Source organism: Pseudomonas sp. LTR0, from assembly GCF_036630035.1.
GTDB classification, from domain to species: Bacteria; Pseudomonadota; Gammaproteobacteria; order Pseudomonadales; family Pseudomonadaceae; genus Aquipseudomonas; species Aquipseudomonas putida_Y.
Genome location: NZ_CP123734.1, coordinates 3,496,807 through 3,510,500, shown reverse-complemented (window position 1 = coordinate 3,510,500; position 13,694 = coordinate 3,496,807). Strand labels below are relative to the sequence as shown.

Here is a 13,694-nt window from a genome sequence, read left to right as displayed (position 1 = left end):
ATACGGCAAGCTTGGGCCATTGAACATGACTGCTTGTTCAAATCGATGTCCAGTTTGGGTCGTATAGCGACGGTCATACCTCGACCGTCGCTATACATTTTGAGACCTCTGTTTGTTCCGCCATCTCCAATGCGTCATCGACTTCAACCCTCGCTATGGAGCCGTCTCAGCAGCTACCAGACACATTGAAGATCTGAGTGAGCCCTTGATGGTAAGTCGTGACTTTGAAATCGGGAAAACGCTGCTTGTACTTCGAAGAATCGAACAGGTTGTCGTGCTCGTACCGTGGCAGCAGCTCCCGCAGCTCACGAACTTGCTTGGATATCAGGCCTACAGCTGTCAGGGTCAATTTGCCTAGAATTTTATAAGTAGCGTCCTTGCCAGAGATCTGAGAAGCCAGCGTGACAAGTTGTTTGTAGGTCAGCCGCTCATCGTCACAGGGCAGGTGCCAGGTTTGCCCGAACGCATCTGGCGTGTTCCCCAGCGCTGCCAGTGCCCGGCTTGCATCCGGCGTCCAGATGAGTGTTCGCTGAGTATCGTCTCGCACAGGGACGCGTGGCGTCTTGCCGGCCTTCATGTTGTCGAGGACCAGGGTATTGGTGATGCTCTGCGTTTTGCCGGGCCCATAGAACTCTGGAGCTCGCCCTATGACCACAGGAATGTCGCCTCGCGCCATCTCCTGCAACACCATCGATGCCATTCGCGCACGAACCTGCCCTTTACGACCGACCGGTTCGAAGGGCGTGTTCTCCGTCAGCAGACGGTCATCCTGCGGGTACATATACGTGTTGTCGAAATAGACGAAGCTGGCATCGGATGCGCGAGCCGCATCAAGCGCGTTCCGCAGCATTACTGGAAACTGCGTTTCCCAAAGCTGTGTATCTGGCGGGAGTCCGGCCGTGAAATAAACGATGCTGCTACCCTTTACGGCCTTGGCCGCCTGGCTGGCGTCTAGCAGGTCCGCCGCAATCAGCGTGTCAGAGTCGCTGACTTTGCGCGGATTACGGCTGACCAGCCTGATATCTTCGGTAAATGTCCGGTTCAGTTCCCGTGCCAGCTCTATGGCGATCTGGCCAGTTGCGCCTAAAACGGTTTGCATTTGGTCTCCTGGAAACCTCGGTAGAAGGTTTCTCTCTACTAACTGCGATGATGATGGCCCGTTTACGTATGCCGGGCGCGACGCTGTGGCTGCCGCCCTTGGGCGCGGTACAGCAAAGTCCATGTAGCCCAGGTATTTACCTTAGGCTTAAAGTAAACTTTAAGGTCAAGTCCTTATCGTAAGACTAGGCGCGGGATGGCGGGTTGGGCCGATTTGATCAGGCCCACGATTGGAGATCCGTAATCGAAGTTGGCTCTCGGGTGCCCCGGGGGGTTAAAGTGAGCTTTAAGGTCAGAACTTCTGTGAAGGTGTGGTATGAGGATTGGAGCGCTTGCGAAAATCACGGGTCTTGCCGCTTCGCGCATTCGTTTCTACGAGGCAAGTGGGCTGATTCAATCAGTTGAGCGCAAGGCCAATGGCTACCGCGACTATTCCGATGATGCCGTCTGGATACTGGAGATGATCACCAGCGCCCAGGCAGCAGGGTTTACCCTGGAAGAAATCCGGCACCTGTTGCCGATGAGTTCGCAAGGTTGGCGTCATGACGAGCTACTTTCCGGGTTGAAGCGCAAGGTCGAGGAGATCGAGGTGCTGCAGCAACGCTTGGCTCGCAACAAGGAACAGTTGCTGATGGTGATCGACGGCATTGAAAGCAAGCCAGACGGCATGCCGTGCGTAGACAACACCCAACGGGTGCTTGGCCGTCTGCGCGAAGACATCGCTTTGAACAAGGTGGGCGCTTCACCTGCCAAGTGAAGCATGCCAGCGTCTGATGCGGAGCAGGGCGCCGGCCCAGGGGCCGGCGCTGATAGAGCGTTCAGTTACCGCTATTTAATGCTGCCAGCGGCTTTGGAGCATAGAGGGCGCTCTGGAACTCGGGCACGTATTCGTATTTCACCATCTTGCCCAACTTTAAAGAACGGATGTACGTCGACAGGCTACCGTCGCCGAGCACCAGGTGAGCCGAGTCAGCGCTCATGCTCGATCCATGACGGGTCTGCCGAGACGTCGCATAGCCATAACTCAGCTGTCCAGCATGATCGAGGTTGGTGAAGCTGTTAGTCACCAGGCCGGCTTCATTGGATACGTCCTCGAGCTTTTTTACCCTAAAGACGACATCGATATTGCCAGTCTGCGCGTCGACGATGTCATAGGATACGGTCGCGGCGTCCTCTCGGCGGTTGATCTCTGTCAGCCATTTCGGCAGGTTGTAGCCCACTACGCCACGGACACGGGCAAGCTCGGTATTTACCGGCAATTTGAGCACGTAGCCCCAGAAGTCCTTGGACATGGATTGCCCGATCAAGCTGAATGGCCCGAGATTGGACTTGCCTGGTTTGTTGGTGATGATCGACAAGGCAATTTCGTTGTAGCTGTCGTTGTCGCAATAATCGTAGGTGTAAGCCGTGAAAGCGATCAGGCCGCGGCCCGGCCAAACTTGCAAGGGTTGAACCTGCTTGAGTACTTCGGCAGGCATCAGCTCGCGCAGGCGATCGAGGTCTGCGGTGTAAACGGCTGTAAACCGGCTGTTCTTGTAGTAGAAGTTGGGCGAGTACGACTCGAAGCCCATATCGACCTTGGTCTTTTCCAGGCCTTTGAACCAACTGAGGTCCATGCCTGGCGCTTCGGCCTGGATCACCGACAGGGGAGGGTTGGAGCGGTATCGGTCGTACAAACCGCCTTTGACGACGGGTACCTGGTGGCCTGCGATCTCTATCATCGCGGTTTCGGCATGTTTGGGGATGCCGGTCGTGTCCGCCAGGGTGGCGTTGGCGATGGGGGTCAGGAGTGCACCTGCCACTGCGGCGACGGTTCCGAGTTTCACTTTTCAGTCTCTCCGGTGAATTGCATCACGCATTGATGAATGCGACCAGGCATCTCGCTTGGCGGCGAACTAGATGGACCTTACACATGCACCTTAACTTTAAACTTAACTTTAATGTCAAGGCGCCAAAGACCCGCTTTTCCAGCTACTGGGCGTGGTGTCAGGGGCGGGGCCGCAGGGTGAAGGCGAGGGCAAAATCAGCCAGTTTTCCGAATGGTGCCCGGAGCAGCTTTGGCAAGTTCCAGCGACCTTGGACGAACACGCCCTTGGCATGGCTCATCGAGCGAAAACCCTCGATACCGTGGTAAGCCCCCATGCCACTGGGACCCACGCCCCCGAACGGCAGGTCGTCCACCGCGACGTGCATCAGGGTGTTGTTGATGCCGACGTTGCCGGAGGTGGTGCACCTGAGCAGCGCTTCGCTGTCGGCCCCCACATTGCCGAAGTAGTAGAGCGCCAGCGGACGTGGCCTGGCATTGATATAGCCAATAGCTTCGTCGAGGGAGCGGTAGGTACGCACGGGTAGCAAAGGCCCGAAGATTTCTTCGTGCATGACCCGTGCATCGTCACCAGCCCCCACGATCAGCACCGGAGCCAGTGTCCGCGGTCGCTCTGTCGCGCGCTCTGGCGTCACGCCAGTCTCGATCACCTTGGCGCCCCTGGTGCGGGCGTCTTCGACCAGCGACTGCAACCGCGTGTAGTGCCTGTCGCTGACGATGGAGGTGTAGTCCGGGCTAGTCGGGCCTTGCGGATAACCACGGGCGACAGCCGCACAGTACTGGGAGATGAATTCATCCAGGTCATCCTCATGGACCAGCGCGTAGTCCGGTGCCACGCAGGTCTGGCCGGCGTTGGCCAGTTTGCCGAAGACGATGCTGTCGAGGGTGCTGCGTCCGGCATGCCCTGGGGCCACGATCACAGGGCTTTTGCCGCCCAGTTCAAGGGTCAGCGGCACAAGGTTGTCACTCGCCGCCCGCATTACCATCCGGCCAACCTGGGTACTGCCGGTGAACAATAGGTGGTCGAAGGGGAGAGCGCTGAAGCTTGCGCCTGTCTCAGGGCCGCCGAGTATCACCGCCACCTCTTCGACGGTAAAACTGCCCACCAGAATGCGCTGAATCAGCTCACTGGTGCGTGGCGTCAGTTCGGAGGGCTTGATCATCACCCGATTGCCAGCCGCCAGTGCGGTGGCCAGGGGGATGAAGGTCAACGCTATTGGGTAGTTCCACGGCGCCATGACGCCGATCACGCCTTTGGGCTGGTACTCCACATGCGCGCGGCCAGTGCGGTGAAACGCCGCGACGTGACGACGCTCGGGTTTCATGAAACGGCGCAGGTGCCGCAGCAGGTAGTCGATCGACTGGACCACGCCAAGCAGTTCCATGATGTCTGTCTCATGCCTTGAGCGGTTGCCGAAATCGGCGCTGATCGCTTCTTCCACGTCGCGGCGATGGGCAAGCACAGCCGCGCGCAACTTGACCAGGTTGGTTTTGCGTCGCTCAAAACCGGGTGGCCCGTCATTGAGAAACGCACGACGCTGCTGCTCCAGCGTGGTTGCGGCGTAGATAGCCGGGATGGACGTTGCGGCGATAGTCATCTTGCACCTCTCAAGGTTATTGCAATGTAGACACTGTAAACTTGATTTCCGCCGATCATAGGAAGACAATGTTTTCACTGTCAACATGAGGGGAGCAGCCGTATGTCAGCCGATGAAATTTGCGAAGCAAAGCCCTACCACCATGGCGATTTGCGCCGCACCATCATCGACACTGCTTTGGCAACCCTGAAAGAACAGCAAGGCTGGCAATTCACCTTGCGCGAAATAGCCCGGCGAGCCCAGGTGAGCCACTCGGCGCCATATCGGCATTTTCCGGACAAGGGGGCGCTGCTCCACGAGTTGGCGCTACTGGGCTTCGAGCGATTGAATGCGGCGATGCAAGACGCGATGGGGCCAGCGATGTCAGCACCAGAGCGCTTGCGGGCGATGGCCTACGCCTACCTGGCGTTTGGCGAGGAAAATCCGGATTTGTACAGGTTGATGTTTTCGACACAGGCGGGAGACCCCGCGCAGATCCATGTCGACCCCCGAGCCCAGGCACCGTTCTACCTGGTGATCGAGGTGCTGGAGCGTGGTCAGGAGGAGGGTACGATCCGCGCCCGTTCTGCCTTGGGACAGGCCACCGCAAGCTGGGCGCACCTTCACGGGTTGACCCTGCTTTCGATCGATAGCCGGTTGGTGCCGGCGAAGGTCGGCGACCATGCCATCGAGGATGCCTTGACGACCTTGCTTGACGGGTTGGTCAGTGACCAGACGGCTCGATGACCTGCGACTCTACAGAGAACTGCTCGCCCGTATGAAGGCGATGCTTGGCCCAACCACCTACGATCAGGTACTCAGGCATGACCAAACGCATCGTGCACGTCGTTACCAACGTTGCCCATTACAGCGACCCAAGTCATCCCACGGGGTTGTGGTTGAGTGAGCTGACGCATGCCTGGCATGTGTTCGCTGGCAGAGGTTACGAACAGCACTTGGTGAGCCCGCAGGGTGGAAAATCCCCACTCGAGCCGCGTTCGCTCAAGTGGCCATTGCTCGATGGCACGGCCAAAGCCTGGTTGAACGACCCGGCGGCAATGGCACGTCTTGCCAACACCTCAAGTCCGCAAGCGTTAGTGTCATCAGACTTCGACGCCATCTATTTTACCGGTGGCCATGCGGTGATGTGGGACTTCCCTGAGGACGATGGTTTGCAGCGACTGACCCGCGAGATCTACGAGCGTGGTGGCGTTGTCTCTTCGGTTTGCCATGGCTATTGCGGGTTGCTCAATACTCGGCTGTCTGATGGTCGTCTCCTGGTCGAGGGGCGTCGTCTGACGGGCTATGCCTGGATCGAAGAAGTGCTGGCGGGCGTGGCGAGCAAGGTCCCATACAATGCCGAGCAAGAAATGAAACGCCGTGGGGCGCGCTACGAGAAAGCACTCTTGCCATTCACTTCCAATGTGGTCGTCGATGGCCGCTTGGTGACAGGCCAGAACCCACAATCTGCCAAAGCAACTGCCGAGCAGGTAGCTGCACTGCTCCAGCGGAAGGCTGCGTGAGATCCCTCGCTTAACGAGAGGAGCGACGTCTTCGCCATAGAGTGGTACGGCTGACACTTCGGTGATTCGGCACAGGCCTTTGTAGGAGCGGGTTCACCCGCGAAAGGGCCAGGCCTGCCGGCAATTTCCACCAGCCGTTCACTATTGCCGCCGCCACCCTATTCGCGGGTAAACCTGCGCCTGCAGGCGACCGCGCACGCCTTTCAAATGTTGAGCAAGACAGTTGCTCTCACAGCGGGGCGGGTAAGCCTCGCGATGCCAAAGATCAGGGTTCAGCAAAGTTCAGTTACAAACATGTAAACTTCGTAAGTAAGATTTACTCGCATTTGCGATTCTCTATATTTACCAACCCTGTTGGCCGCCAGACTGAGTGTGCGGGGCCGGTGGGCGAGGGCTCCCGGTTTCCGACAGGGATGTGCCTTTTCGCTCATGAATCGCAGGAGATGTACCCATGCAGTGCAGAACTTCACCCAACAGCCTGGCCCTGGCGTTCGTCGCGCTGGCGTCGCCGGCCATGATGGCGACCGCGGCAGAGTCCGAGGAGCGACGTGCGGGTGAGGTACTGGAAGTGCCCGTCGCCGACAACGCACTGGTGATCCAGGACACCCTGATCACCGCCGAGCGCGAGGCGCGACAGGCCCTGGGCACGTCGATCATCACCGCCGAAGACATCAAGCGCCACCCGCCAGCCAATGACCTGTCCGACATCATCCGTCGCGAGCCTGGGGTTAACCTGACCGGCAACAGTGCCAGTGGCGCACGCGGAAACAACCGCCAGATCGACCTGCGCGGCATGGGCCCGGAAAACACGCTGATCCTCATCGACGGCAAGCCATCCAGTGCGCGTAACGCCGTGCGCTATGGTTGGAACGGTGACCGTGATACTCGGGGTGAAACCAACTGGGTGCCGGCCGAAGCGGTCGAGCGCATCGAGATCTTGCGTGGCCCGGCCGCCGCACGCTACGGCTCCGGCGCCATGGGCGGGGTGGTCAACATCATCACCAAGCGCCCTTCCGACGAGCTGAAAGGCAGCGTCAGCCTGTACACGCAGCTGCCCGAAGACAGCGCGGAAGGCGCCAGCCGCCGAGCCAACTTCAACCTAGGTGGCGGCCTGACCGATAACCTTGGTTTCCGCCTGTACGGCGGCCTGGCCAAGACTGACGCCGACGATCTGGACATCAACGCCGGGCATGCCACCAGCGCCCTGGTAGCGGGGCGGGAGGGGGTGCGCAACAAGGACATCAACGGCCTGCTGAGCTGGAAACTGAACGACGAGCACCGCCTGGAAGCCAGTGCCGGCTACAGCCGTCAGGGCAACATTTTTGCCGGTGACACCATGAACAGCAACGGCGGCGGCGACGTCGACTTCGTCTCCAGCCTCTACGGCCACGAAACCAACGTGATGCAGCGCAGTACTTACGACCTGACCCACCTCGGTGATTTCACCTGGGGTACCAGCAAGACCACGCTGGCCTACGAGTACGTGCGCAACTGGCGCCTGAACGAGGGCCTGGCAGGCCGCACCGAAGGTGCCCCCAACGACGAAGGTGGGGCCATGTCACGTTTGCGCAACACACGTTTGAGCAGTGAAGTGAACCTGCCGTTCGCCATGGGCAGCGCAGAACATGTGCTTACCGTGGGCGGCGAGTACCTGTACGAAGCCCTCAACGACCAAGGTTCGTTGCGCCCGCAAAGCTCCGACCCCGCCAACAATGACGGCCTTGTCGGCTTCGATCGCAGCAGCTCGAAGATGACCGCACGCAGCTATGCGCTGTTTGTCGAAGACAACATCATCGTTGGCGACACCACCCTTACGCCGGGCCTGCGTTTCGACCACCACGAAACCTTCGGTGACAACTTCAGCCCCAGCCTGAACCTGTCGCACAAGCTCACCGAAGCGCTGTCGGTAAAAGGCGGCATCGCCCGTGCCTACAAGGTTCCGAACCTGTACCAGTCCAACCCCAACTACCTGCTGTACAGCCGCGGTAATGGCTGCAGCGTGCAACAGACCAACAATGGTGGCTGTTACCTGCAGGGCAACGCCGACCTCAAGCCCGAGATCAGCGTCAACAAGGAAATCGGCCTGCTGTACGACCGTGGTACCTGGCGCACCAGTGCCACCTACTTCCGCAACGACTACAAGAACAAGATCATCGGTGATACCGATGTGCTTTACACCATAGGTACCGGCAGCCGCGTGACGCAGTGGGACAACGCTGGCAAGGCGCGGGTGGAAGGTGTCGAAGGCAACTTCTTCATCGAGGTGACTCCGACCCTGGACTGGAACACCAACCTGACCTGGATGCTCGACAACGATAATCGCGAAACGGGCGAGCCGCTGTCGGTGATCCCGGAATACACCGTCAACACCAGCCTCGACTGGCGCGCCACCGAACAATTGTCATTCCAGCTGGCAGGTACTTACTTCGGCAAGCAGAAATCACCGACCTACAACTACCGCACCCAGCAGGACTACGACAAGACCGCCCAGCAGGACGTCGAGGCCTATGGCCTGGTGGACGTGAGCGCCGGGTACAGGTTCAACGCCAACTACGATGTGCGTGTAGGTGTGAACAACGTGTTCGACAAGCAGATCCTGCGTGGCGGCAATGCCAGCAGCTCGGGGGCAAACACGTATAACCAGCCGGGCAGGGCGTTGTTTGCTGCGCTGAATATCAGCTTCTGATCCGAGGGGCTGCTGTGCGGCCCATACGCGGGCAAGTCGGGTCGACGACATTGTTGCAGCCAAAAGTCTCGCAGCATGCTAAACCATGCGCCCCAGCCCGCTGCGAGAAATGCCTGGTGAAAGCCGTCCGCCTGACCCTGATCTGCCATGCCCTGACCCAGGCCCAGAAGACCGGGCGCCTGCACCATTCTGACGATGGCATCCTGCCGCTAGAGCAAGAGTCAGGCGCCGACCGTTCAGGCGCGCAGTTGCTGAGTGCGCCAGAGCGGCGGGCCTGCGAGACGGCGGCGTGGTTAACGGGGGCGGTACAGATCGAGCCGGGATTGGCCGATTGTGACCTCGGGCGTTGGCAGGGTTTGTCGCTGAAACAGCTGCAAGCCGAGCAACCGCAGGCGTTGGCAGAATGGCTGCAGGATCCGGCCAGTGCCGTGCATGGTGGCGAGTCGTTCACTGCGCTATGCCAGCGCCTGGCCGCCTGGCTGGCGGCCTTCGACAGGCCGGGTGACTGGCTGGCGGTGACCCACCCGATGGTTATACGGGCCATGCTGGTACAGGTGCTAGGGTGTCCGTTGAGTGCCGGGCAGCGTATCGACGTGCTGCCGTTGTCACGCCTGGAACTGAGCTTTACCGGGCAGTGGCGGTTGCGCCTGGGCTAAGGCTCAGAACGCCAGCTTGTAACCGATCAGCAGCAGCATCGCTGCCAGGCAAGGGCGCAGCACGCGGTCGGAAATTCGCCCGGTGAGGTGGCTACCCAGATAGATGCCCGGCAGCGAGCCCAGCAGCAGATAGCCCAGCAGCGACCAATCCATGTTGCCCATGCCCGCGTGGCCCAGGCCTGCTACCAAGGTCAGTGGCACGGCGTGGGCAATTTCGGTACCGACCAGGCGACGGGTGACCAGGAACGGGTACAGCAGGAACAGCGCCACCGTACCCAGGGCGCCAGCACCGATGGAGGTGAGGGTGACCATTACCCCAAGCACCACGCCGGTCAGCACTGTGAGGGTGTTCAGGCTGCGGTTGCTGAGGTGGTAGTGATCACCGGCGTGGCGGCTGGCGAAGGCCTGCAGGCGCGATTTGAACAGGATGGCCAGCGCGGTCAGGATCAGCACCACCGCCAGGCCTTGCTTGATGATGGCGTTGAGCGCCGAGGTATCGGTGTGCAGGGTGCTGAGGAACCACAGGGTCAGCGCCGCTGCGGGCACGCTGCCCATGCTGAGCAGGCCGGTGATCTTCCAGTCGATGTTCTTGTTGCGCGCGTGCACCCAGACACCACTGGCCTTGGTGATCGCTGCATACAGCAGGTCGGTGCCGACAGCGGTCGCCGGGTGGATGCCAAACCACAACAGGATCGGGGTCATCAGCGAGCCGCCACCGACGCCGGTCATACCGACGATGAAGCCCACGACCAGGCCAGCAATGGTAAAACCGAAAGAACCTACATCCATACGCTACTCGACTGCCCAACTTTGCCCGTTATCGGATGCCAGTCAGCATATAGATTTTTTTATAGCCAAATAGACTTGTTCGTTATTAGGTTATAACCGCGCTTGCCTTGGCAGGTGCGCCCGATCAACGATCAGTCATCACTACCATGACATGGGCATCACCACCGTCATCGCTTTCCGACAGGTAGATGTGGCCCACCTGGCTGTCGAAATACGCCGTCTCCTGCGGCCCGATACTCACCGCTTCTCCGGTCTCGAACTCGATGCGCACGCGCCCACTCAGCACCAGAGCGAATTCTTGCCCGGGGTGGCGGATAAAGTCGTCGAACTGGCCGCGCTCGCGGGCCATGATGCGGGCATAGGCCGGTGTCATGCACCGTCCGGGGAAGTCCCCGGCAATCGGATAATAGTCGTAGGTGCCGGTCGAATAGCCCGCCGCAGCGGGCAGTGAATCGACCACCACGGTCACCGGCACCGGCGCGCTGACCGTACCACTGGCGCGAAACAGCTGGGCAATATCGACATTCAGCGCCCGCGCAGCAGCGGCGAGTTTTTCATAGCTGACCGACACCTGCGCCAGTTCCATCTTCGACAACGTGGACAGCGGCACGCCACTGGCTTCGGACAATTGCTTGAGGGTCATCTGGCGAGCCTTGCGCACCTGGCGCAGACGCTGGCCGACGACGGCACGGTCAAGCTGGGGTAGAGCTGCGGGCATTCAGGGATCTCGGCATGCGGCGGTGGTCGGGCATCTTACCTTGGACACTTGCGCATTTCTAAATTCTCATATATTAGAATTCTCATAAATGATAATTGGCTGGCAGGAGCGTGCATGACCCCGACCTACGACACCCTGATCATCGGTGCTGGCATTGCCGGCGCCTCACTGGGCTATCGCCTGGCCGGCGAGCAGCGTGTGCTGTTGCTCGAGCGTGAATCGCAGCCTGGCTACCATTCCACCGGGCGTTCGGCGGCCATGTTCATGGAGGCTTACGGCACCCCACAGATCCAGGCGCTGACCCGCGCCAGCCGGGCCTTCTACGAAGCGCCACCGCCGGGCTTCTGCGAGCACCCGCTGCTGGAGCCGCGAGGTTGTCTGTATGTGGCCGGCCTGGAGCAGCGTGAACTGCTTGAGCAAACCTACGCGCAGAACCTGGCCAATGGCACAGAAGTCAGCCTGCTTGACCGGGACGCGGCCTTGGCACTGGTACCCAGCTTGCGTGGCGAAGCCTTGGCCGGCGCGGTGCTTGAGCCGGGTGCGATGGACCTTGATGTACATGCCTTGCACCAAGGCTTCTTGCGTGGTTATCGCACTGCTGGCGGTGAACTGCGCTGTAACGCCGAGCTGATCAAGGCCTGGTACCTGGACGGCATGTGGCAGGTGGAGTTGGCGGATGGCAGCCGGCTGCAGGCCCGCCGCCTGGTCAATGCTGCAGGGGCCTGGGCGGACCGTGTGGCCGAGCAGTGCGGGGTGGCGCGTACCGGCTTGCAACCGTGCCGCCGTAGCGCCTTCACCTTCCCCGGCCCGGCAGAGCAAAACTTTGCCCGCTGGCCGGCGGTGATTGGCGTCGATGAAAGCTTCTACTTCAAGCCTGATGCCGGCCAACTGTTGGGGTCGCCAGCCAATGCCGACCCGGTTGAGCCACAGGATGCCGCGCCCGAGGAGTTCGACGTGGCCTTGGGTATTTACAACATTGAAGCCATGACCACCCTGGCGATCCGCCGCCCCAGCCACACCTGGGCCGGGCTGCGTTCGTTCGTTGCCGATGGCGACCTGGTGATCGGTTTCGATGCGCATGCACCCGCGTTTTTCTGGCTGGCGGCCCAGGGAGGCTATGGCATCCAGTCGGCAGCGGGCGCCTCGCGCCTGGCCGCCGATCTGCTGCTGGGCCAGCCCTTGTGTCCCGACCTTGTCAGCCAGGGCGTGGCGCCCGATCGCCTGTCCCCGGCCCGTTTCCAGCAACCCTGAAAGGAGCATCCCATGAGCAATGACATTCAGCGTTTCCCCAGTAGCCTGCCGTTCCCGTTTTCCCGCGCGGTAAAGGCCGGTGGCTTTCTGTTCCTCTCCGGGCAGGTGCCGATGAACACCGACGGCGAAGTGGTGCGCGGTGATATCCAGACTCAGACCCGTGCTGCCTGCGAGCGCATCGCCGAAAGCCTGGCGGCCTGTGGTGCGCGTTTCGACCAGGTGGTAAAGGTCACGGTCTGGCTGTCGGACATGCGCCATTTCGCCGGCTTCAACGAGGTGTACAAGACGTTCTTCGGCGCGGCGCTACCGGTGCGCTCCACCGTGGCTTCGGCGTTGGCCCTGGGCGTGGATGTGGAGATCGAAGTGCAGGCGTTCGTCGGCGACGCCTGACCGGGCAAAGCGCCCGTGTAGAGGCGACCGTGTGTCGTGATGGGCTGCAAGGCCGCCCCTGCGACAGGTATGCGACGGCAATGAAAAAACAACAATAAATCCAGAGGTTCACATGCAAGAGCAGCTGAAGATTGCCGGCGCATTTGTCGGCGTGATCGTGGGGGCGGGGTTCGCTTCAGGGCGGGAACTGTTGTTGTTCTTTGTCGATTTCGGCGTGTGGGGGTTGGCTGGCGCGTTGGTCAGTGCCGCCTTGTTCACCTTCCTCGGCATGGCGTTGGCGGGGCTGGGCAATCGCCAGCAGGCCACCTCGCACAAGGATGTGATCCTGGCCATCTGCGGCCGTCACCTGGGCATGTTCGTCGACTGGTTGATCACCTTTTTCATGTTCGCCGTCACCGTGGTCATGCTGGCCGGCGGTGGTGCATTGCTGGAGCAGCAGTTCGGCATCCCGGCCCTGACCGGCAGCGTGCTGGTGACGCTGGTGGTGGTCGGCATCGTGTGCCTGGACGTGCGCAGGATGATTCTTGCAATCGGCGCGATCACCCCCTTGCTGATCCTGGTGGCTTCAGCGATAGCGCTGTATGCCGTGATCACCCGCGAGCAGAGCTTTGCCGCGCTCGATCAGGTGGCTAGCCAGCAACAGGCCGGCACCCGTCATTGGTTGCTGGGTGCGTTCCTGTATGTGTCGTATAACATCGTGGCGGGCGCGCCGATCCTGGCCATCCTGGGCGGTTCGGCCAAGGGCGAGAAAGCGGCGGTGTGGGGAGGCCTGCTCGGCGGTGCGGCACTTGGCGGCCTGATGCTGGTGATGAGTGCCGGGCTGTTGTCGCGCCTGGACAGTGTGGCCGACCAGCCGATGCCGATGCTGTCGATTGCCAACGAGGTGTCACCACTGCTGGGGCTGGTGATGTGCCTGATCATCTTCGGCATGATCGTCAACACCGCGGTGGGCACGCTGTTTTCCTTCCTCTCGCGGCTGTTACCGGCGGGCACGACGACGTTCCGCTGGGGCTCGGTGGTGACCGGGGTGGTGGCGTTCGGCTGTAGCCTGGTGGGGTTCATCAGCCTGGTGGGCGAAGTGTACCCGTTGTTTGGCTACCTGGGCTTTGTGCTGATGGCGGCGGTGCTGCTGGCCTGGGTACGGCGGGGCAAGGCTGCGAAGGCAGTGGCTGCATAAGGGG

General features: G+C 60.7%; 13 protein-coding genes. 8 read left to right on the top strand and 5 right to left on the bottom strand.

The genetic code is table 11. From position 1 onward, the window contains the following. Window positions 1-166 precede the first annotated feature (166 nt). The gene (locus QCL51_RS16195) at window positions 167-1,099 is read right to left on the bottom strand and encodes an NAD-dependent epimerase/dehydratase family protein (protein ID WP_103444050.1); all 933 of its coding nucleotides are present in this window, start codon (window positions 1,097-1,099) and stop codon (window positions 167-169) included. A gap of 315 nt (window positions 1,100-1,414) precedes the next feature. Here QCL51_RS16195 and QCL51_RS16190 point away from each other — a divergent pair, with 315 nt between their 5' ends. Then, window positions 1,415-1,855, top strand: a complete 441-nt coding sequence (locus tag QCL51_RS16190) for a MerR family transcriptional regulator (protein ID WP_021785530.1) — start codon at window positions 1,415-1,417, stop codon at window positions 1,853-1,855. 61 nt (window positions 1,856-1,916) lie between these two features. On the opposite strand, the gene QCL51_RS16185 is transcribed toward QCL51_RS16190, so the two are convergent. Both QCL51_RS16185 and QCL51_RS16180 read right to left on the bottom strand, forming a co-directional pair. Further along, entirely contained in the window at window positions 1,917-2,819 is a 903-nt protein-coding gene (locus tag QCL51_RS16185) for an acetoacetate decarboxylase (ADC) (RefSeq protein ID WP_338444894.1), read from the bottom strand. Window positions 2,820-3,084: 265 nt separating this feature from the next. Continuing rightward, the gene (locus QCL51_RS16180) at window positions 3,085-4,521 is read right to left on the bottom strand and encodes a coniferyl aldehyde dehydrogenase (RefSeq protein WP_021785528.1); all 1,437 of its coding nucleotides are present in this window, start codon (window positions 4,519-4,521) and stop codon (window positions 3,085-3,087) included. Between the two features lie 102 nt (window positions 4,522-4,623). On the opposite strand from QCL51_RS16180, the gene QCL51_RS16175 reads away from it, so the two are divergent. The 4 genes from QCL51_RS16175 (at window position 4,624) to QCL51_RS16160 (ending at window position 9,365) form a co-directional block, all read left to right on the top strand. After that, the gene (locus QCL51_RS16175; RefSeq protein ID WP_021785527.1) at window positions 4,624-5,247 is read left to right on the top strand and encodes a TetR/AcrR family transcriptional regulator; all 624 of its coding nucleotides are present in this window, start codon (window positions 4,624-4,626) and stop codon (window positions 5,245-5,247) included. 77 nt (window positions 5,248-5,324) lie between these two features. After that, entirely contained in the window at window positions 5,325-6,023 is a 699-nt protein-coding gene (locus tag QCL51_RS16170) for a type 1 glutamine amidotransferase domain-containing protein (protein WP_338443735.1), read from the top strand. A gap of 451 nt (window positions 6,024-6,474) precedes the next feature. Next, complete coding sequence (locus QCL51_RS16165; RefSeq protein ID WP_021785525.1) at window positions 6,475-8,709, top strand: TonB-dependent siderophore receptor; 2,235 nt, start codon at window positions 6,475-6,477, stop codon at window positions 8,707-8,709. A 116-nt stretch (window positions 8,710-8,825) separates the two neighbouring features. Continuing rightward, on the top strand, window positions 8,826-9,365 hold the full coding sequence (locus QCL51_RS16160; RefSeq protein ID WP_021785524.1) for a histidine phosphatase family protein: 540 nt from the start codon (window positions 8,826-8,828) through the stop codon (window positions 9,363-9,365). A gap of 3 nt (window positions 9,366-9,368) precedes the next feature. On the opposite strand, the gene QCL51_RS16155 is transcribed toward QCL51_RS16160, so the two are convergent. Both QCL51_RS16155 and QCL51_RS16150 read right to left on the bottom strand, forming a co-directional pair. Then, window positions 9,369-10,154 (bottom strand): sulfite exporter TauE/SafE family protein, encoded by a 786-nt coding sequence (locus QCL51_RS16155; protein ID WP_021785523.1) that lies wholly within the window; start codon window positions 10,152-10,154, stop codon window positions 9,369-9,371. A 124-nt stretch (window positions 10,155-10,278) separates the two neighbouring features. Further along, complete coding sequence (locus QCL51_RS16150) at window positions 10,279-10,872, bottom strand: XRE family transcriptional regulator (protein ID WP_021785522.1); 594 nt, start codon at window positions 10,870-10,872, stop codon at window positions 10,279-10,281. Window positions 10,873-10,986: 114 nt separating this feature from the next. Between QCL51_RS16150 and QCL51_RS16145 the strand changes: the two genes are divergently transcribed. From QCL51_RS16145 to QCL51_RS16135, 3 genes are all read left to right on the top strand, one after another. Then, window positions 10,987-12,123, top strand: a complete 1,137-nt coding sequence (locus tag QCL51_RS16145) for an FAD-dependent oxidoreductase (RefSeq protein WP_338443734.1) — start codon at window positions 10,987-10,989, stop codon at window positions 12,121-12,123. Window positions 12,124-12,135: 12 nt separating this feature from the next. Continuing rightward, window positions 12,136-12,513 (top strand): RidA family protein, encoded by a 378-nt coding sequence (locus QCL51_RS16140; protein WP_021785520.1) that lies wholly within the window; start codon window positions 12,136-12,138, stop codon window positions 12,511-12,513. Window positions 12,514-12,625: 112 nt separating this feature from the next. Continuing rightward, the gene (locus QCL51_RS16135; protein WP_103444055.1) at window positions 12,626-13,690 is read left to right on the top strand and encodes a hypothetical protein; all 1,065 of its coding nucleotides are present in this window, start codon (window positions 12,626-12,628) and stop codon (window positions 13,688-13,690) included. Window positions 13,691-13,694 lie beyond the last annotated feature (4 nt).